Consider the following 19278-nt stretch of genomic DNA (forward strand, 5'->3'; position numbering starts at 1 on the left):
TTGAAAACCTGTCCTACAACCCTGTTCTACAATTTTGTTTCTCTAAACTCTGCTTCATCATGGCTTTTGCCTTGAAAAGTTGCGACCGAGACGTTCCTTCGGTGATATTCAGTACTTCGGCAATTTCAGTGTGAGTGTAGCCTTCAATTACGTACATATTAAAAACCGTTCGGTAGCCATCGGGCAATTTTGCAATCATTACCATTAATTCCTGAGCTGAGAGTTCATCCTCAATCCCGATTTCGTTCGTTTCCGTAAAATCATCCTCCAAAACCTGTTGATAAAGTAAGGTTTTCATTTTCCGTAAAATCTTTAATGACTGATTTACCACAATTCGTTTCATCCAAGCCTCCGCTTGTGCATCTGATTGATATTCAAACTTTTGCAGATTCTCGAAAATCAAAGCAAAAGCTTCCAAACAAGCATCTTCGGCATACTGACGGTCATTCAGATACCGAAAACTTAGCCTTAGGAAAGTCTTAGAAAACCCATCAAACAGGGCTTTCTGAGCTTTTCGGTCAGCCGTTTTGCAAGATGCTATGAGGTGTTGTAGATTCATTTCAATAACAATAATCCCAAAAGTGTTATGTGCGTTGCCTGAGGATTTGAAAATTTTTAAAATTTCTCAAACCACTCAAATTTTTCGTGGATGATGGCCTCTTTTTGTTCATTAATGTATTTCAAAAATGCAGCGGCTACGGGCGAAAAACTTTTGTTTTTCATCCAAACTAAATTCCAAACCGAAGTAATTGGGAAGCTTTTTACTGGAATAATCTGTAAATCACCGTGTAGAAGTTCGTTTTTAATACCAATCAATGGCATAATAGAACAGCCTAAACCCGCAATAACAGCCTGTTTCACGGCTTCATTAGAGGTCAATTCCATTTTTTTTCTGACAGGTAATTTATTTTCTTCGATGAATCGTTCCATCACAAGCCTTGTTCCCGAACCTTGTTCTCGGTAAATAAGTGGCAATTCTTCAAAAATACTTTTATCGTAGATCTTCTTAGTAAACTTACTTTTAGTGTTAGCCACTAAGAACAATTTATTTCGTAGTAGCTCAATATTTTCAACTTTCAGATTATCGGGCAACACCGAAACCAACGAAAAATCTACTTCATTTTTCTCCAAACTTTCAATCACTTTTGCCCGATTTGTCACATCCATCATCAATTCTATACCTTCATTTCGGGTAATAAAATCTGATAAAAAATAAGGCATTACATATTTTCCAGTCGAAACAACCGAGATTTTTAGGCGGCCTGTCAGCTTGCCTTTGTGTGCCATTGTTTTATAATTAATGGAGTAAACTTCGTTCAAAATTTTCTCTGCTGCTTCCGCTATTTCTTTACCAAAATCTGTAATAAATAGCTTTCTACCAACTACTTCCGTGAGTGGAATCTCAAATTGGTCTTGCAGATTTTTTAGCTGAATCGATACGGCTGGCTGAGTGAGATAAAGCTCTTCGGCGGCCTTTGTGATACTCTGTGTCTGGGTAATCTTCAGAAATACCTGTAATTGATGCAGTGTATAATTCATAATTATTGTTTATGTATGTCATTATAAATATAAATAAAAATAAATGAATTTTTGTTCGGAATTTTGCAGCGTTAAATCAAAATAATCAAAACGCAATGACAAAAATTACAGTAGCAAAAGGTGACGGAATCGGTCCAGAAATTATGGATGCCACGCTTGAGATTTTGATAGCAGCAGGAGCAAAAATCGAAGTGGAAGAGATTGAAGTAGGTGAAAAAGTGTATTTGGCTGGCAACACAGCAGGTATTGCCAAAGAATCTTGGGACGTAATCAGACGCAACAAGGTTTTCTTAAAAGCACCAATCACAACGCCTCAAGGTGGTGGTTATAAAAGTTTGAACGTAACGACTCGCAAGTTTTTGGGACTTTACTCAAACGTGCGTCCGTGCATGAGTTTGCATCCTTTTGTAGCTACCAAACACCCGATTATGGATGTGGTTATTGTGCGTGAAAACGAAGAAGATTTATACGCAGGAATTGAACATCAGCAAACCGATGAGGTTGTTCAGTGCTTAAAACTTATCAGCCGCCCGGGCTGTGAAAAAATCGTGCGTTATGCTTTTGAGTACGCCAAACACTATGGCCGTAAGAAAGTCACGTGCTTCACGAAAGATAATATTATGAAGCAAACGGACGGTTTGTTTCACCAAGTTTTCGATGAAATTGCGAAAGAATATCCAGAAATTGAAAATGAGCATTGGATTATCGACATCGGTGCGGCAAAAATGGCTGATACGCCAGAGGCTTTTGATGTAATCGTGATGCCTAATCTTTACGGTGATGTACTCTCTGACGTGGCCGCTCAAATTGCTGGTTCGGTAGGTTTGGCGGGTTCGGCCAATATTGGCGAAGAATGTGCCATGTTTGAAGCAATCCACGGTTCGGCTCCTCGTAGAGCGGGACAAAATATGGCCAATCCATCGGGACTTTTGCAAGGAGCAATCATGATGCTCAACCACATCGGCCAAACTAAAGTTGCCGAAAAAGTGCAGAATGCTTGGCTAAAAACTATTGAAGACGGTATTCATACTTACGATATTTACAAAGAAGGAATAAGTAAAGAAAAAGTTGGTACGAAAGAATTTGCTCAAGCAGTAATTGCCAATCTTGGTCAAGAACCAAAACTCTTAAAATCAGTAAGTTATGCCGAAAACGCTACGCTTAATCTACCAAAATATGTACGTAAAGCCCCAGCCAAAAAAGAATTGGTCGGTGTTGATTTATTCGTTCACTGGGCAGGCAAAAGTCCTGACGAGTTGGCCGCTATCGTACAGACACTTAACACCAACGAGGTAAAACTTTCGATGATAACTAACCGAGGTATCAAGGTTTGGCCAGAAGGTTTTGAAGAAACTTTCTGCACTGACCACTGGCGTTGTAGATTCAAGCCTACTGAAGGCAATCAGATGAGTAAAGAAGCCATTATTCAGTTGCTCGGCCGTGCTATAGAGAAAGGAATTGATACTGTAAAAACCGAAAACCTTTATACGTTTGATGGTAAAATGGGCTTCTCACTAGGTCAAGGGCAGTAAACTTAAATAAGTCAGTATCTGATTAGCGTCTAAAATAAATTACATAGATTCAAAGTTACCTAATCGCAGAGTCTGCTGGCTCTGCGATTATTTTTTATAGGTAGTTTAGTAAATGATTTCTGTAATAATTCGTTAGCTTTACTTCTGAAAATATCTACTTGCTTTTAATCATGACCGAACTTATCATCAGTCTTGCAGTAGGCATTGCCCTAAGTGCTTGCTCAGGTTTTCGGGTATTTGTACCGATGTTAGTAGCTAATTTGGCTACTCGTTTTCATGTACTTGACCTTTCGAATGGCTTTGAATGGTTGAGTAGCCCGACGGCAACTTACATTTTAGGAGCAGCTACAGTGGCCGAAATCATGGCTTATTATATTCCTGTTATTGATAATTTGCTCGATACCATTACAACCCCCGCTTCGTTTGTGGCTGGAACAATTCTGACGAATTCTTTTCTGAAAATAGATTCGCCTGAACTCCAATGGACACTCGGAATACTGGCAGGTGGTGGCGTGGCTGGCACAATCCAAGCAGGAACTGGCCTCCTTCGACTGGCTTCTACTAAATTTACTGGTGGTTTTGGAAATGCTTTCTTTGCAACTTTTGAAAATTCGATTGCGATTATTTTTTCTCTTCTGACGCTTTGGTTGCCTATTTTGGTGGCTGTGCTTGGGGTTTTACTTTTTGTGTTTCTACTTAAAAAGGTTTTAAAACGCCTTCAAGCCAAGAATAAGTAAATTTTTAATTAAAATAATTATAATTTACTCTTAAAAAGCCTTAACTTCCACACATAATCTAAACCTAAGCCTCATGGAAACCAAACCTTCGCTACGTTATGCGTGGTATGTTGTGGGTGTGCTTTTGCTTGCCTACATTTCTTCATTCATCGACCGCCAAATTATTTCACTGCTCGTAAAGCCAATCAAAACTTCTTTTGGTATTTCAGATACACAAATGGGAATTTTAATGGGCCTCAGTTTTGCGGTTCTTTATACTTTAGTAGGTATTCCGATTGGTTTAATGGCCGACCGCATGAATCGGAAACGCATCATCAGCTGGGGAATTTTGGTTTGGAGTATCATGACCGTTTTTTGCGGAATAGCAGGTAGTTATTCATTGTTTTTTCTGGCCAGAGTGGGCGTTGGTATCGGCGAAGCTGCACTTTCGCCAGCGGCTTATTCGATTATTTCTGATTATTTTCCAAAGAAGAAACTCGCAACTGCACTGAGTGTTTACAATATGGGAATATACTTAGGTTCGGGTTTGTCGATTTTGATTGGTGCGGCACTCAGAACCATGATAGGAAAAGAAAACATCGTATTACCATTCGTTGGCGAAATATTTTCGTGGCAAATGATTTTCTTTTACATTGGTTTGCCAGGGATTTTGATTGTTTTTCTTGTTCAAACCATCAAAGAACCCAAACGTGTAGAGTTTGATTCTGATAAAGAAATAAGCGAAACAAGCAGTTTCAAGGAAATTATTACCTACTTCAAAGCCAATCGACAAACTTTTTCATACTTAAATTTTAGTATGGCTTTCATGGCTTTTGCTACTTATGCTGGCATCTATTGGGTGCCGACAATGCTCGGCCGAGTGCATGGTTGGACAGATACGAAAGCAGGAGTTACATTTGGACTTTTGGTGACGGCCTTTTCAACCTTAGGCGTAATTACGGGCGGAAAATATGCTGATTATCTGACAAAAAAAGGTGTAGTTCAGGCCAAAATGTTGGCGGGCTTTAGAGGAATGATAGCAGCATCGCTCTGTACGGTTGGCTTATTGATTGAAGACATCAACATTGGAATATATTTTATTGCAGGATTTTGCTTTTTTAGTTCGTTTCCTTACGGTTCAGCAACGGCAGCTATTCAAGAAATTGTTCCAAACAAAATGCGAGCAATTTTCTCGGCTTTTTTCTTATTCGTGGTCAATATTATCGGGCTTGGTTTTGGTCCGCTTACCGTTGGTCTTCTCAATGATGCTGTTTATAACGACCCAAATAAAATTCACTATTCAATCTTTATTACGCAACTTTTGGGCTATTCATTATCGGCACTATGTTTATATTTAGGACTAAATCCTTTTGTTAGAAGCGTAGATTATCTGAAAAAATACTTAGCGGTTTCAAACCAAAATTAAGTCTTTTATGTTGGTGAATTTAACGGTTGATTGAAAGAAAAACTATGGACTACCGACCGTCGTCCGTTGACTAAAAATTATGAGTGAAATAAAAATTTGTTGCCCAAAATGTAAATGGGAACCCGATGGCGGCGAATATTGGCAATGCGACTGCGGCCACATTTGGGATACTTTCAAGACAATTGCACGCTGCCCAGCTTGCCACAAACAACATCAATACACGGCCTGTGTACCGCACGCAGGTGGCTGTGAAGCACATTCTCCACACCTTGATTGGTACGAAGGTTTAGATAAAATCATTGAAGATTTGAAAGAAGAAGTGCTTGAAAATCAGGAGGTTTTTATTTGAAAGTCCACTGTCGATAGTCAATGGTCGACAGTTTTTGGGTACTTATATTTATTTCTTATCTCCTAAAAACTTTTCCTGCATAAAACCAAAACCATAGCCCATTAGCTGAATAAAACAGGCAATTACGCTAAGAAAACCGATTTTTAGACTTTTATTATGAACTGCAGAGTCAATCACTATCATCATAATGTAGAGTAAGAGTAGAAAAACGGCAATAAAGAATAAAATTTTATCAATAAAGAAGATTATCGGAATGGATAAAACTCCGAGTGTAAAGAGCATCGGGAAGTAATGCACCAATTTGAGCTCCGAAGGAAACATTCTGGCAAGATTGATACGCCCACGACCAAAGAAATGCAATTGTTTGAAGAACTGACCAAAATCAGTTCTTCTTTTATGATAAATGAAGGCTTTTTCAATCAAACCAACTTTAAAACCTTTCGATAAAATTCTGATACTAAACTCAATGTCTTCGGCCATGCGAGTCATGGTATAGCCACCCGTTTCTTCCCAAACTTTACGAGAAATTCCGAAATTGAAACTTCGTGGGTGGAACTGTCCACCAGCATTGTTTTTCTTTCCTCTGATTCCGCCCGTTGTAAAAACTGATGTCATCGAATAATTAATGGCTTTCTGAATATCCGTGAAACTTTCGTGAGCCGCATCGGGGCCACCGTAGGCGTCTAACCAATTAGTTTTTAGATGATTATCTACAATTTCAAAATAATTTGCAGGAATAATCGCATCAGAATCAAGCTGCACAAAATAATCGCCCGTTGCTTGCTCGAAGCCGTAGTTTCGAGAAAAACCTTGTCCAGAATTTGGTTTGAAGAAATATTTCAAATCAAGTTTTTCTTGAAAAGCCGCACATACCTCATCGCACTTCAAAGTTGAACCATCTTCGATGATGATTACTTCAAAGTTTTTGAAGGTCTGCTTGCTCAAACTTTCAAGCAATTCTCTGACTTCTTCGGGACGGTTATATACGGGGGTTATTACTGAATACTTCATCGTTTTCCATCAATTCTGAACTATCCCTTAGGAATTGAATATAGGTATGACACTTCTCGGCTATAATGTTTCATACCTACGGCATGATAAATGAACAGTATTATATCTTTCTACCGATATTCAATCCCTACGGGATAAAAAAGGCTTAAATTAATTATATCATACTCAAAACTGCTTCATTCGCCGCTAAAATCTCAGCAATGTTTTCTTGCGAAAGAGCCGTAGAAAGGAAAAGAGCTTCGTATTGAGACGGTGCAAGATAGATACCCTTGTCAAGCATTCCGTGGAAATATTTACCAAATTTAGCGGTATCTGATGTCTTTGCTGTTTCAAAATCTACTACTGGTGTTTCTGTAAAGAAAAGGCTATACATCGAACCAACATGGTTGATTTGGTAATTGAGATTCAGTTTGTCCAGAATCGAACGAATACCACTAACTATCTGATTTCCAGTTGCTTCGAGTTGCGTATAAACTCCTGGATGGTCATTTAAGTGGTGTAACATCGTCAGACCCGCAGCCATTGCAATCGGGTTTCCAGAAAGTGTACCTGCTTGATAAACAGGCCCTTGTGGCGACACACAATTCATGATTTCGGCTTTTCCACCATACGCCCCTACTGGCATTCCTCCACCGATGATTTTACCCAAAGTTGTCAAATCTGGCATTACGCCAAAACGCTCTTGAGCTCCACCTTTTGCCAAACGGAATCCTGTCATTACTTCATCAAAAATCAATACGATTCCTTCTTTTGTACAAATATCACGTAAGCCTTGTAAATAACCTTCTTTAGGCAAAACACAACCCATATTTCCCACAACTGGCTCCAAAATCAACGCTGCGATTTGTCCTTTGTTGGCATCGCAAAGCATCTGAACGGCTTCCAAATTATTGTAAGGAGCTGTCAAGGTATCATTGGCCACACCTTTGGTTACTCCTGGACTATCAGGCACGCCCATCGTAACGGCTCCACTTCCTGCGGCAATCAAAAACGAATCGCCATGACCGTGATAGCAGCCTTCAAACTTGATAATTTTCTCTCTTCCTGTATAACCTCGGGCTACTCTGATAGCTGCCATTGTGGCTTCTGTGCCAGAGTTTACCATTCTCACTTTTTCGATAGAAGGCACCATCGAGATAATCAATTCGGCCATTTCTACTTCACGGCGAGTGGGAGCTCCAAACGAAAATGAGTTTTTGATGGCTTCACTCACTGCTTGCTCAACTGGTTCGAAAGCGTGACCCAAAATCATCGGCCCCCAAGAGTTAATTAACTCAATGTATTGATTATCGTCTTCATCGAAGATATAAGCACCTTTTGCTCTTTTAATAAAAATTGGATTTCCGCCTACCGAACGAAATGCCCTTACTGGTGAGTTTACTCCTCCTGGAATGAAGTTTTTGGCTTTTGCGAAAAGTGCTTCGCTTGTATTTGTGGTCATTATTAGTAAAATTTATTGCATAGGAATTACCCTATTTAATGAAAAAAACATGAATTCCTTCTGATTCATGTTTATATAACGTTTATAACAGTATTTTGGATTAAAATCTTTTACTTACTCAACTATAATTCCTTTTTTGTCAAGAAATTTCCCAATATTAAAAAGCTGATTATCAATCAATTGAATATCTTTATTCCAATTAAAAGTTTCGATTTTTTCGGAAGTAGCCACAATCACTACTTGAGCGGCTGTTAATACCCAAAAAACTGTTTCTGTACCGAAACTAAGTAGTTTTTGAGTTTTCTTGTAAATGTACCCCGACTCGCCTAAGTCTTCAATATCAGCGGTAATATCTACTTCTATGGCAATTTTAGGTGGAACATCGGCATATTTTTTATTGATTTTATCGGGAGTCAAAATTGTGTTATCAAAAATTGCAATATCGTTTGCCAAATTATTGCGATGGTCTAAATGCAAACCTGCTTCGCCAGTAAGCACAGTAAATTTGTCTTCATCAATAAACTTCGCAATAAAACTTACCAAATAATAAATGATGATTGATTGCAAACTACTTGCTCCCATGATTTCCTCAAAAGTTTTTTTATTCAAAAGCACATCTCGATACCCACGATAATAGATGGGTTTTCCATCCATTATTTCATAAACGAGATGGACAGGAATTTTCCGAGGTGGACGTTTGACTGGTTTTGGCTCACGTAGTGCAATCATTTCCTTATTATTTTGGACAAAGATAAAAACTTATGCACGATTCTAAAAATTAACCCCCGACTTAATCGGTAAATAAACCCTAAAGCCTGTATGAGAATATTGATTTTGATTGAAAATACTGTAAACCTCAGCATTGAGTAGACCAAAAAGACCTTTTATGCCATATCCCAACTCATAATGTTTGATTTGATTGGTGAGTAAAACGTTTCCGTAGAGACGTTCTTCCCAGCCCTTTCGTTGGAGGTACGGAATATTGGTCAGTAATAATCTTTTGAAATCGACTTTGGTGAATAATTGGGCATAGCTCCCATTGGTACTGTACTGATAATAAGGCAAATCTCGAAAATCTTGGTGGGTTTGAATAAAAGTTTCGTTGCCATTAAAGTGCTTATAATCAAGAAAATAAGTAGGTTTATTTCCGTAGTATGTTCCGATTTCTGCTCTGAGTGACACATCTTTTAATTTCCACTTAAAGTCATGATTCATGCCCAATTCGATACGATTAAAGCCAGTTTCGCCAAATGCCGAAAGGTTTTCGAGTCGGAAAGTTGGGCCGTAAGTTTGCACATAACGATTTCCATTATAGATTCTGACTCTCGAAAATGGTCGGTAAGTCAGCACTGCATTAAATCGGGTTTGGGTGTGCGTATCAAAAGCAGTTGTTTTGAAATCTTGATGAATTGGGTCATTCGATTCATAGTATTTGTCGGCTATTTTTCGGAAACCTTGCTTCTCAATATTAGTCAAACGGTATCGCTCAGCAAATTGTAAATAAGTTCGTAAGTAAATATTATCATTGACACGTGGACTGAAATTGATTCGTACATATTTCTGTTCATAAAACTTCCCAAAATGACGATTATCGAGCAAAGCATAAGCCGCATTGACTAAGTTATTAATGGGTTCTTCGTTATTCATCTGAAATACTTTACGCCCTGCTTCTGCACCGATACCAAACTTTTTCTGTCCATAACCAATGCCAAGCGAGCCATTGAGTCTTTCTCTTTGAATTGAATAATGCGGCTTGACATTCATCGAAAACGAACCAAGCGAATCAATTCTGTGGCGATAGCTTAATCTCGGGAAACCAATATTGATGCCTTCAACGGCATTGTAGCGTGTATCTTCTTTCCAATTTCCAATCGTAAAATAATCTTTATAGCCTTTCTTTTTATCGTTTTTGTCGATTGGATTAAAAGGATATGAATTACCCGACATCAAATGCCCAAATTTAAATTTGGCGGGACGTGCTTTTTTGAGCGAATCTTCTTTGAGCTTTACATTTATTTTTGTGGCATTTACAGCATAAATGCTATCAGCTCGCTTATAACCTTTTACCTCAATTTCAGTCAGCGGCACTTGGCGTTCTTCAGCCCAAAAATCTTCGGTGCGTTTGCGTGCAAGGGTATCCTCCGAGCGAGAATAATTCGAGGCAATAATCTCCTCTTTTTTCTCTTTCTTTTCTTTTATCTCCTCTTTTTCGAGGTCTTTCGAGAGTTTTTTGAGTTGTTTAAGTGTTATCTCCTTCTGTTCGAGAATGGTCTTTGTATCCAGTTTCTTACGGTTAAGGCCTTTGGCTTCGGTCTTGAAAATCTTATCGTCCAACACTTGTGGTTTGATGGTAGCATACTTTGGATTTTTAACCAACTGATAGTTTTTAAAAGATGTAACCACTCGTGCTGAGCCTTCTATTCCAAAAGCGTCAATCGTACTGAATACATCGGCTTGTACGGGCATCCAAATATCTTCGATTGGTGAAAAAATTACTTTCATTTTTACTTTACCAATCTGCTCCTCCGACTCAAAATCCACACTGTGCAGACTCCACGTGCCTTCTATGATATTCATCGTACCACGATAAAGTCCAGGCGACTTTATTTTCGGAATTACTTTTATTTTATTGATATACAGCCCTTTATCTTGAAAAAAACCTTCATAAACGTATTTATAATTGATTGCACCTTTGGCTGTAATGGGCGATTCCTCGTTTCGAGGATTATAAAAATTGATTCGGCTAAATGAAATACTCTCTGCTCCTTTCATGGTTGGCGGAATATTCGAGCGAACCGAAAGCACTCTTTCGCTAAGGCTGTTGGGTTGCTTAAATTTTATTTCGTTGACCGATTCTAACACATACGTTTGTCCCTCTTTGATGAAGTTTTTTTCCATTTCTTTCTTGAAAATAAACGGAACATCATCCACCTTAAAAGAGCCACGAACATAATTGCGAAGCGAATAACTTTCTACTTCTTTGTGATGAATCGGCGACATAGCAATGGTCTTCCGCATAATTGTGAGGGCAGGGTCTTCGCTGTTATTAGAAACCTTCACTCCTCCCAACTCAATACTCACTTCTTTCATCGTGATGTTGAGTGTCTGTACATTTTCTCCAATATCAACTTTTTTCGTGACCGACTGGTAGCCAATGTACTGAAAAACAATTTCGTAAGAACCCGCTTTTAGTTTGATTTCATAGTCGCCATTTTCGTTGGCCATTGTGCCAATTTCTGTACCTTTTACCAGCACCGAAGCGTAGGGCATTACTTCACCTTTTTCGTTTTTGATTTTGCCTTTAATGCCGCCAGCAGCAAGTAGATTTTGAGTAATAAATAATAGGAGTAATAGTTTTTTACGCATAAAGGTTGGTGTGTTTTCATGGAATAGCTTTTCTTATTTATACTACGGTTTCAAAATCGTAATATTGTAAGGTAGATGCAGAAAGAGGCTGAAAAGTTGCAAAGAGAATATTAAAACAAAAAACACTAAATTTCAGCTTAGTGAAACTTAGTGTTTTTGTGTTCTTTGTGGTAAAATAGTTAAGCCATCAACTCCTTCAAAATCTTCTGAGCGGCTACCGAAATAACAGTTCCAGGCCCGAAAACGCCTTTTACGCCCGCATCATAAAGATACTGATAATCTTGAGCGGGAATTACGCCCCCAGCAATAACCATAATATCTTCTCTACCCAGTTTTTTGAGTTCTTCGATGAGTTGCGGAACGAGCGTTTTGTGTCCAGCCGCCAAACTTGAAGCTCCTACAATATGCACATCGTTTTCAGCTGCTTGACGAGCCGTTTCTTCAGGCGTTTGGAAAAGTGGACCAATATCTACATCAAAACCTAAATCGGCAAAGCTTGTAGCGATTACTTTTGCTCCACGGTCGTGACCATCTTGTCCCATTTTAGCGACCATGATTCTCGGACGACGACCTTCGATTTCGGCAAATTGGTCAGCCATTTGTTTAGCCAATCTGAAATTTTCATCATCTGAAACTTCTGCTTGATACACGCCCGAAATCGAACGAATAACTGCCTTATGGCGACCTGATACTTTTTCCATAGCGTAAGATATTTCGCCCAAAGTGGCACGTTTGCGAGCAGCATCGACAGCGAGGGCGAGAAGGTTTAATTCACCCTCACTTCCATTAATTGCAGCAACTTCCGTAATTTTATCTAAAACCGCCTGCACTTCGACTTCGTTTCTTTCGGCTTTTATATGTTCGAGTTTTTCGATTTGCTTTCTTCTAACTTCCTGATTATCAATATCTAATACATCAATAATTGTTTCGGTATCGGTTTTATATTTGTTTACACCAACAATTATATCTTTTCCCGAATCAATTCTGGCTTGCTTTCTGGCTGCCGCCTCTTCGATTCTCATTTTTGGCAAACCAGTTTCTATCGCTTTTGTCATTCCGCCCAACTCTTCCACTTCCTCAATCAAAGCCCATGCTTTTTCTACCAACTCTTTGGTTAAATATTCTACATAATACGAGCCTCCCCACGGGTCAACTACTCGACAAATTTCGGTTTCGTGCTGAATGTATAACTGTGTATTACGAGCAATTCTGGCCGAAAAATCGGTTGGTAAAGCAATAGCTTCATCCAACGAATTCGTATGCAGCGATTGCGTATGCCCCAAAGCAGCAGCCATTGCTTCGATGGTTGTCCGAGCCACATTATTGAATGGGTCTTGCTCGGTCAGTGACCAACCCGAAGTTTGGCAGTGCGTGCGTAAAGCCAAAGATTTAGCACTTTTGGGATTAAATTGCTTCACAATTTTTGACCAAAGCAAACGCCCCGCTCTCATTTTGGCAATTTCCATGAAATGATTCATGCCAATTCCCCAAAAAAATGATAGACGTGGAGCAAAGCTATCAATATCCATTCCTGCCGCAATTCCTGTGCGGATATATTCCAAACCATCGGCAAGCGTATAGGCCAACTCTAAATGAGCGGGAGCTCCTGCTTCGTGAATATGATACCCCGAAATCGAAATCGAGTTAAATTTCGGCATATTTTTCGAGGTATAGGCAAAAATATCGCCTACAATTCGCATTGAGAACTCTGGTGGATATATGTAAGTATTTCGCACCATAAACTCTTTTAAAATATCGTTTTGGATAGTTCCAGAGAGTTTTTCGGGTGAAACACCTTGCTCTTCGGCAGCTACAATATAAAATGCCATAATTGGTAAAACTGCCCCATTCATGGTCATCGAAACTGACATTTCATCCAACGGAATTTGGTCGAAAAGAATCTTCATATCTTCGACAGTATCAATAGCAACCCCTGCTTTTCCGACGTCGCCCATTACACGAGGGTGGTCAGAATCATAACCTCGGTGGGTTGCCAAATCGAAAGCCACAGAAAGTCCTTTTTGTCCAGCCGCCAAGTTTCTGCGATAAAAAGCATTCGATTCTTCGGCCGTCGAAAAACCAGCGTATTGACGAATCGTCCACGGTTGCATGACATACATTGTGCTGTACGGCCCACGCAAAAAAGGTGGAATACCTGCCGAAAAATGCAAATGTTCGGCCGATTCAATATCTTTTGCGGTGAATCTTGGTTTTAGATTGATGCCCTCAGCCGTACGAAAGTATGTCGAAGTTCCCGATTGCGTTTCGTTGGTAGGAAGCGATGTGCTTGACTCTAAAGATATTTTCGAGAAGTCTGGTTTCATTGATGAAAGAAGCAATAATCTACAGAATGATTTTTTTGTAGATATTTCTAAGCAAATTTACCCAAGAAATCAGATTAGTCCAGTATTTTCTTGCTAAATTAAAATAGCCTTTTAGTAAACAGTCGATAGTCCATGAGTCCACAGAAAGATATTAGGCATTTGCAAAAAAAGCCTGCCGCCAGTAGCAACAGACTTTCCATAGAGAAAAAAAGTAGATTTGTTTCAAAATTTTCAATTATACATCAAAGGTTTTTCGCTTAATGAATTGGTATTTAATTGCTTAGGTAAATCTTTCAATCCAAAAACGCCACGCTCTTCCCAAGCATCCAGCCAGTTGGTAATTGTGCCACGGCTTACTTCAAAAATATCAGACAATACAGTTACATTGTATCCTTTGTAACTCAATAAAATAGCTTTTGCTCGCTCACGCTCACGGTAGTTTCTACTACGGCGTGATACCTCTCTTAGATGCTCAACTTGTTCTTCAGTTATCTTTCTTACGTAACGCATTTTCATCAAGTTTGTTAGTACGGTTTTTCACAGTTTGCTGTCATAATCACTGTACAATTACTAAGACGAACGAATGATTTAAAACGCTGTGAAATTTTTTATTTTTTTATATGTACGTAATAATTGATACAAATGGTTGCGTGATATTTTTTACATCAAGCCATAAATCATCTCCGAAACTTCGGATAAAACTTTTACGCCCGCATCAGCATTTTTGAGTTTTTTTGAGAGTAAAACCAATACATATTTTCGTCCGTCGGGTAAATAAACTATGCCTGAGTCATGCTGAACGCCCGTAATTGAGCCCGTTTTATGAGCAACTTTTACGTTTTTCGGAAGCTTTTCTGGAATAATTTCGTTGAATTTTTGGTCGAATAAAATCTTACGCATTTCCTCGCACGATTTCTTTTCAATCACTTTATTTTGTGCTATTTTCTCGAAAATCAGCATCAAATCATAGGCCGTAGTTGTGTTGCTTAAACCTTTATCAAATGCTTTTTGGTCTTCTACACCACGCAACACTTGAATGTCTTTTGCACCGAGTTTTCGCATAGTTTCATTGGCATTTTTAGCATCGACCAAATCTATTAAAATATTCGTAGCCAAATTGCTGCTAACAATAATCATCTGATAAGTAAGGTCATAGATTGTCATTTTCTTACCAATTTGCTTATACATTCCGTCTCCGCTATCATCGGCTATATTCATACTGTACGGGCTACCGTCCACAATGCTTTTAAATTCATTTTTTACTAAAATCGAATCAGTCAGCTTAAATTTCCCTGCTTTTGCTTGTCTGAAAACCTCAATCATCACGGGTGTTTTCATAGTGCTGGCAGCGTGGAAATTTTCTTTTTCGTTAATAAAAAGTGTTTTTCCTGTTTGTAAATCTTTAAACGCTACGGCAAACTCACCTTCAACGGTTTTGAGTTTGGCTTCTATGGCAGTTTTAGTACTTTCAAAGCTTGGTTTCTGAGCAGAAATATCCATTAATATTATATAAAAAATGAATGTGAAAAATAGTTTTTTCATTTTGTTTTATGATGAAGATGAAAGGTTTTTACTCAGAATCGGCTACCAACAACCACTTTGCCTTTATAGTGTTTTTTATCTCCGTTGGTATTGAAAAGTTCGGCCAGCAAAACGTAATATCCAACTGGAACAACTTCATTATTCACAGTCTTACCATCCCATTCAATACTTCCATTAATACCAAGCAATTGGTTTTGAGCAAGTTGGCGAATTAATCGACCATTGATATCGAAGATTTGAATATTGGCTACATAAGCACTTTGGTCGAGTTGGAAAGTGAGTTTTGTCGCTTCGTCTTGGCCATCACCATCGGGTGTAAAAACTTCGGGTTCGATTTTAAAAATGTTTTCTTGATTATCAACTAAAAGCTGAGAATTGGCATAGCCAGGTGTTGCAAAACCTTCAGTCGAGGCCGCTGATTGCCAATTAGTTGGGCTGGTAGAGGTTTTATTATAATCAATTTTTTCAAGCGAAACACCTTCTTTATCATCAACCAAAGGATGATGCATTTTTTCAGTGTAATCGAATCGGTCGAAAACTTTTTGGGTTTCGTTCAGTAAAACAACCGAGCCTTCATCATCTGGAAACGAGGGCATCGAAGGGATTTCCAGAAAATTTGCTTTTACTGATTTATAATATTGGTTTTGTACCGTACTGGCAGTTCGGCAAAGCACCAAAAATTGTTTCGGTTGCAAGACAAAATCTGTTGTAGAAATAGTGCGAATATTGGCGATTTTGCCCGTAGCATCGACATTGGCCAAAGTCCAATTTTTGAGCGAAATCAGCTTATCGGTTCGGTTATAGATTTCCACAAAATCTTCCCCCCCACTTCTTGGGTTAAACAGCACTTCGTTTAGCACCACATTTCCCGAATCGGCAGGTTTTAGATTACCGATAAGAGCCTGTGCCGAAAGCAAAACATTTCCCGAACAATCAGCAATGTTTTTAGCAGTGAGTGTGTAAAGTGTGTTTTCTTGTAGAGCAGAGTTTAGCATAAGATTTACACTCGTATTTTGCGGAGATCCAACCGATATAGTATTGATTTTCAAGCCTTTATCAAAACTATAAGCATTGATACTTATAGCCGAAAGACTATCCAGTTTTTCGGAGAAAATCAATTTTACGTTTATGCCATTTGTAATCTCAAAGCGGCTCAAAGTTGGCGGCGTTAGATCTGGTTTTGATGCTTTTACGGCATTTTCTTTGGCGGGTGTGCCTTGCAATGCTGCCGATGATGAAGTCCAATTTCCTTCTTCTACGCACGGAAAATTAGTGTCAATCATTTCGAGTGAGTAGCCTTGGTCTTTACCTTTTTCGTACCATTTATCTGAATAGGTTACAGAGAAGATTGTCTTATTTTGTGGATTCCGAATCGTGAGCGTTGTGCCCGTATTTAGGAGCGAAAAACTCGTGAGTGCTACCACATTTCCGTAAGGCTTGAAATCAGCTTCGTTGGTACGGCTCGTAACAATCACATAGCTTTGGGGCTGCACTAAAAAACTCGGAAACGTTACGGTGGTTGTACTATAAGTAAGTTTGAAACGATTAAGGTCAATTACCTTATCGCTGCGATTGTATAGTTCGATGTATTCTTTCTCGGGCAAACCCTTTGTAGGCGTTGGATCTGCCATTATTTCGCTGATTATCAACTCATTGACATTCTGAGCCGATACCGTCAATGAAACCAAAAAAATGGTGCAAGCCAATGCTATGAATGCTCGAAAATTATTTAACTTACACCATTTTCTCATATTTTATTCTTTAGTTTCTACTGTTTCTGTTTTCACAACTTTAGTTGGGGCAACAGGTTTTGGTTTAGCCGCTGGCTTTGCTGTAGTCGCTTTTTTAGTAACCGTTGGCTTCGGTGCTACTGCAGGTTTTGGGGCTACTGGCTGTGCCACTGCTTTTACTTCTTTTTCAGCTTTTTTACTCTTCTTTTCTTGTTTCTTTTCAGCTTTTTTGTCAGCTTTTTTTTCGAGTTTTTTGGCTACTTTTTTTGCCTCTTTTTCGGCTTCCTTCTCGGCCTTCTTCAATGCTTTTTTTATTTCTTCTTCTGCCTTTTTTGCAGCTTTTTTCTCTTTCTTCTCAGCATCTTTTTTAATCTCAGCAACTTCTTTTGCTAATTTTTCGGCCGATTTTTCAATAGCTTTCCTGATTTTTTTGTTAGTCGTCTCGCTACTAACTACTGCTGATAAGGCAGTTACAATTTCGGCAGCCTGTTGTTTGATTTCGGATTTCATTCTGAAGATATGTTTAATATTAACTTATTGTTAAATTAATGTTATATAATTATAACGCAAAGACACTAAACATTGCACAAAAAAACAAAAAATTCGTGTTAAGTTTTTCGGGAAACATAAAAACTTAACATTGAAAGTAAACGTTTTAAATTTAAAAGTCAAAATTAATCATACTTTTGACTATATAAAATTTGACATTTATTTACACATAAAAACAATGAATTTTATTACAGAAGATATTATAAAACTACTTATTTCGGCAGGAACTGGTGCGATTATCGGACTCGAACGCGAATACCACAGCAAATCAGCAGGTTTACGAACAATGATTCTGATTTGTTTAGGTTCTACTCTTTTTACGATTATTTCTATCAAACTTGGCTCTGACCCCGCTCGTATTGCCGCCAATATTGTCACAGGAATTGGTTTTGTGGGTGGTGGAATTATATTTAGAGATAATTCAAACGGACGCATTACGGGCATCACTACGGCAGCAGCGGCTTGGGTTACAGCTGCTTTGGGAATGTGTGTGGGCTTTGGTGATGGACTTTATGAGACTGGTTTTGTAGCAATGATTTTGGTAGTGGCGGCTCTTTATTCGCTCGTGCCTATTCAGCAATTTATTAAACGTAAAAATACAATTCGCACTTACCGAATTGTTTGTAAATTCAAAACTAAAACCTTGAAACATTATGAAGAAAAATTCGAACAGTTTGGCCTTGAAGCTGAGCGTGGCACACAAAATAAAACTTATGAAAATATCAGCGGTATTTGGATTGTAAAAGGCCCAGAAAAAAACCACGAAAAAGCAATCAAAAGTTTAATGAACGACCCCGAAATTTTAGAATTTGATTTTTAGATTCCAACCTTTTTACACTTTTATGTATCCTTAAAGAATAAAACAAAAAATGGATTAATACTATGAAAATGTTATCAATAATCACGCTCTCTATTTTAGTCAATACCTGTACTGCGATTACAGAAGAAGATACAAGACCTCTAATAGAAGCCAACGCCGTTATTTTCAATAATAATTTGCCTGTTGATGGATGTGCTGAGCATATCTCGCTGATTGACTCGAAAGGAGATAAAATTAAAGATGTTTTACCAACCGAAGCAAGCAGTGCCATGTTTAAAAGTTTGTTAAACACTGAAATTGCTAAACTTCCAGAAAACACTTACACGGGAAACATTCAGATTCCAGTAATTTTGACTTACAAAGCCACTCAAGAAAAAGGCGAACTTATCTGTGGCTGGGGAAATAAATCGACTGTTGAGATAATTGAAATTGTAAATATTAAACAAAAATGAAAATCTTTTTTTTAACAATCTTTCTATTTTCTCTAATGGCTTGCCAAGTAGAAAATACAATAGAGCCATCGTTAAATAAAATTGATGGCCAATGGCAACTTTTTAAAACGAGTATTGGCTACCCAACCCCTAATGGACCGACTGAAATTAAAGCAGTCAATACAGAAATTATTAGCTTTGATACCAGTAAAAAAACTTTTACCCGCACCACTAATGGGAAAGTTACTGAAACCTCAACTTTTATGGTACAGAAAGTAAATTATGTTGGCACGGAACCACGAGAAGCGGTAGTTTTTGAAAAAGAAGAGAAATACGCCTTTTTGACTTATGATGATGAGAACTCAGCTATTATTCTCTACGAAAAAACACCAATAGGGGCAGTTTTGGCCGATGGGAATAGCTATCACTATCAGAAAATCAAGTAATATTTTATATTTTGATGCTTATTTAATAAATTGCAAGCAGAATCAAAATCTAATAA

General features: G+C 38.3%; 18 protein-coding genes. 7 read left to right on the forward strand and 11 right to left on the reverse strand.

Annotated elements, in window-relative coordinates; all coding sequences use genetic code 11:
• Window positions 1–13: 13 nt before the first annotated feature.
• Window positions 14–559 (reverse strand): RNA polymerase sigma factor, encoded by a 546-nt coding sequence (locus ABR854_RS21935; protein WP_350267994.1) that lies wholly within the window; start codon window positions 557–559, stop codon window positions 14–16.
• A 56-nt stretch (window positions 560–615) separates the two neighbouring features.
• Window positions 616–1539 carry a LysR family transcriptional regulator gene (locus ABR854_RS21940; RefSeq protein WP_350267995.1) on the reverse strand — a complete coding sequence of 308 codons (924 nt, stop codon included), beginning with the start codon at window positions 1537–1539 and terminating at the stop codon, window positions 616–618.
• A gap of 95 nt (window positions 1540–1634) precedes the next feature.
• Between ABR854_RS21940 and ABR854_RS21945 the strand changes: the two genes are divergently transcribed.
• The 4 genes from ABR854_RS21945 (at window position 1635) to ABR854_RS21960 (ending at window position 5562) form a co-directional block, all read left to right on the forward strand.
• Window positions 1635–3071, forward strand: coding sequence for an NADP-dependent isocitrate dehydrogenase (locus tag ABR854_RS21945; RefSeq protein WP_350267996.1), 1437 nt, complete (start codon window positions 1635–1637; stop codon window positions 3069–3071).
• Between the two features lie 170 nt (window positions 3072–3241).
• The gene (locus tag ABR854_RS21950) at window positions 3242–3808 is read left to right on the forward strand and encodes a DUF4126 domain-containing protein (protein WP_350267997.1); all 567 of its coding nucleotides are present in this window, start codon (window positions 3242–3244) and stop codon (window positions 3806–3808) included.
• 73 nt (window positions 3809–3881) lie between these two features.
• Window positions 3882–5213: a spinster family MFS transporter gene (locus ABR854_RS21955; RefSeq protein ID WP_350267998.1), complete on the forward strand. Its 1332-nt coding sequence runs from the start codon at window positions 3882–3884 to the stop codon at window positions 5211–5213.
• 79 nt (window positions 5214–5292) lie between these two features.
• On the forward strand, window positions 5293–5562 hold the full coding sequence (locus ABR854_RS21960; RefSeq protein WP_350267999.1) for a hypothetical protein: 270 nt from the start codon (window positions 5293–5295) through the stop codon (window positions 5560–5562).
• Window positions 5563–5610: 48 nt separating this feature from the next.
• Here ABR854_RS21960 and ABR854_RS21965 read toward each other — a convergent pair whose 3' ends face one another.
• The 9 genes from ABR854_RS21965 to ABR854_RS22005 all read right to left on the reverse strand — a co-directional run bounded on the left by ABR854_RS21965 (window position 5611) and on the right by ABR854_RS22005 (window position 17486).
• A complete protein-coding gene (locus ABR854_RS21965; protein WP_350268000.1) occupies window positions 5611–6573 on the reverse strand; it encodes a glycosyltransferase family 2 protein in 963 nt (320 codons plus the stop codon).
• Window positions 6574–6727: 154 nt separating this feature from the next.
• Window positions 6728–8014 carry a glutamate-1-semialdehyde 2,1-aminomutase gene (gene hemL / locus ABR854_RS21970; protein ID WP_350268001.1) on the reverse strand — a complete coding sequence of 429 codons (1287 nt, stop codon included), beginning with the start codon at window positions 8012–8014 and terminating at the stop codon, window positions 6728–6730.
• A 114-nt stretch (window positions 8015–8128) separates the two neighbouring features.
• On the reverse strand, window positions 8129–8743 hold the full coding sequence (locus ABR854_RS21975; RefSeq protein WP_350268002.1) for a Uma2 family endonuclease: 615 nt from the start codon (window positions 8741–8743) through the stop codon (window positions 8129–8131).
• Window positions 8744–8785: 42 nt separating this feature from the next.
• Window positions 8786–11380 carry a DUF5686 and carboxypeptidase regulatory-like domain-containing protein gene (locus tag ABR854_RS21980; protein ID WP_350268003.1) on the reverse strand — a complete coding sequence of 865 codons (2595 nt, stop codon included), beginning with the start codon at window positions 11378–11380 and terminating at the stop codon, window positions 8786–8788.
• Window positions 11381–11559: 179 nt separating this feature from the next.
• Complete coding sequence (scpA, locus tag ABR854_RS21985; RefSeq protein WP_350268004.1) at window positions 11560–13704, reverse strand: methylmalonyl-CoA mutase; 2145 nt, start codon at window positions 13702–13704, stop codon at window positions 11560–11562.
• Between the two features lie 231 nt (window positions 13705–13935).
• Entirely contained in the window at window positions 13936–14214 is a 279-nt protein-coding gene (locus tag ABR854_RS21990) for a helix-turn-helix domain-containing protein (RefSeq protein WP_350268005.1), read from the reverse strand.
• A 150-nt stretch (window positions 14215–14364) separates the two neighbouring features.
• A complete protein-coding gene (locus tag ABR854_RS21995) occupies window positions 14365–15246 on the reverse strand; it encodes a serine hydrolase (protein ID WP_350268006.1) in 882 nt (293 codons plus the stop codon).
• 32 nt (window positions 15247–15278) lie between these two features.
• Window positions 15279–16997: a lamin tail domain-containing protein gene (locus ABR854_RS22000; protein WP_350268007.1), complete on the reverse strand. Its 1719-nt coding sequence runs from the start codon at window positions 16995–16997 to the stop codon at window positions 15279–15281.
• A 3-nt stretch (window positions 16998–17000) separates the two neighbouring features.
• A complete protein-coding gene (locus ABR854_RS22005; RefSeq protein WP_350268008.1) occupies window positions 17001–17486 on the reverse strand; it encodes a hypothetical protein in 486 nt (161 codons plus the stop codon).
• A gap of 217 nt (window positions 17487–17703) precedes the next feature.
• On the opposite strand from ABR854_RS22005, the gene ABR854_RS22010 reads away from it, so the two are divergent.
• The 3 genes from ABR854_RS22010 to ABR854_RS22020 all read left to right on the forward strand — a co-directional run bounded on the left by ABR854_RS22010 (window position 17704) and on the right by ABR854_RS22020 (window position 19222).
• On the forward strand, window positions 17704–18345 hold the full coding sequence (locus ABR854_RS22010; RefSeq protein ID WP_350268009.1) for an MgtC/SapB family protein: 642 nt from the start codon (window positions 17704–17706) through the stop codon (window positions 18343–18345).
• 68 nt (window positions 18346–18413) lie between these two features.
• Window positions 18414–18797 (forward strand): hypothetical protein, encoded by a 384-nt coding sequence (locus ABR854_RS22015; RefSeq protein ID WP_350268010.1) that lies wholly within the window; start codon window positions 18414–18416, stop codon window positions 18795–18797.
• The gene (locus tag ABR854_RS22020; RefSeq protein WP_350268011.1) at window positions 18794–19222 is read left to right on the forward strand and encodes a hypothetical protein; all 429 of its coding nucleotides are present in this window, start codon (window positions 18794–18796) and stop codon (window positions 19220–19222) included. The genes ABR854_RS22015 and ABR854_RS22020 overlap by 4 nt, the downstream gene beginning before the upstream one ends.
• Window positions 19223–19278 lie beyond the last annotated feature (56 nt).

The organism is Emticicia sp. W12TSBA100-4 (assembly GCF_040253585.1).
Lineage (GTDB): Bacteria > Bacteroidota > Bacteroidia > Cytophagales > Spirosomataceae > Emticicia.

Excerpts from the sequence above, each read along its gene's own strand:
- ABR854_RS21935 (WP_350267994.1), bottom strand. The coding sequence starts at position 559 with ATGAATCTACAACACCTCATAGCATCTTGCAAAACGGCTGACCGAAAA.
- ABR854_RS21940 (WP_350267995.1), bottom strand. The coding sequence starts at position 1,539 with ATGAATTATACACTGCATCAATTACAGGTATTTCTGAAGATTACCCAG.
- ABR854_RS21945 (WP_350267996.1), top strand. The coding sequence starts at position 1,635 with ATGACAAAAATTACAGTAGCAAAAGGTGACGGAATCGGTCCAGAAATT.
- ABR854_RS21950 (WP_350267997.1), top strand. The coding sequence starts at position 3,242 with ATGACCGAACTTATCATCAGTCTTGCAGTAGGCATTGCCCTAAGTGCT.
- ABR854_RS21955 (WP_350267998.1), top strand. The coding sequence starts at position 3,882 with ATGGAAACCAAACCTTCGCTACGTTATGCGTGGTATGTTGTGGGTGTG.
- ABR854_RS21960 (WP_350267999.1), top strand. The coding sequence starts at position 5,293 with ATGAGTGAAATAAAAATTTGTTGCCCAAAATGTAAATGGGAACCCGAT.
- ABR854_RS21965 (WP_350268000.1), bottom strand. The coding sequence starts at position 6,573 with ATGAAGTATTCAGTAATAACCCCCGTATATAACCGTCCCGAAGAAGTC.
- hemL (WP_350268001.1), bottom strand. The coding sequence starts at position 8,014 with ATGACCACAAATACAAGCGAAGCACTTTTCGCAAAAGCCAAAAACTTC.
- ABR854_RS21975 (WP_350268002.1), bottom strand. The coding sequence starts at position 8,743 with ATGATTGCACTACGTGAGCCAAAACCAGTCAAACGTCCACCTCGGAAA.
- ABR854_RS21980 (WP_350268003.1), bottom strand. The coding sequence starts at position 11,380 with ATGCGTAAAAAACTATTACTCCTATTATTTATTACTCAAAATCTACTT.
- scpA (WP_350268004.1), bottom strand. The coding sequence starts at position 13,704 with ATGAAACCAGACTTCTCGAAAATATCTTTAGAGTCAAGCACATCGCTT.
- ABR854_RS21990 (WP_350268005.1), bottom strand. The coding sequence starts at position 14,214 with ATGCGTTACGTAAGAAAGATAACTGAAGAACAAGTTGAGCATCTAAGA.
- ABR854_RS21995 (WP_350268006.1), bottom strand. The coding sequence starts at position 15,246 with ATGAAAAAACTATTTTTCACATTCATTTTTTATATAATATTAATGGAT.
- ABR854_RS22000 (WP_350268007.1), bottom strand. The coding sequence starts at position 16,997 with ATGAGAAAATGGTGTAAGTTAAATAATTTTCGAGCATTCATAGCATTG.
- ABR854_RS22005 (WP_350268008.1), bottom strand. The coding sequence starts at position 17,486 with ATGAAATCCGAAATCAAACAACAGGCTGCCGAAATTGTAACTGCCTTA.
- ABR854_RS22010 (WP_350268009.1), top strand. The coding sequence starts at position 17,704 with ATGAATTTTATTACAGAAGATATTATAAAACTACTTATTTCGGCAGGA.
- ABR854_RS22015 (WP_350268010.1), top strand. The coding sequence starts at position 18,414 with ATGTTATCAATAATCACGCTCTCTATTTTAGTCAATACCTGTACTGCG.
- ABR854_RS22020 (WP_350268011.1), top strand. The coding sequence starts at position 18,794 with ATGAAAATCTTTTTTTTAACAATCTTTCTATTTTCTCTAATGGCTTGC.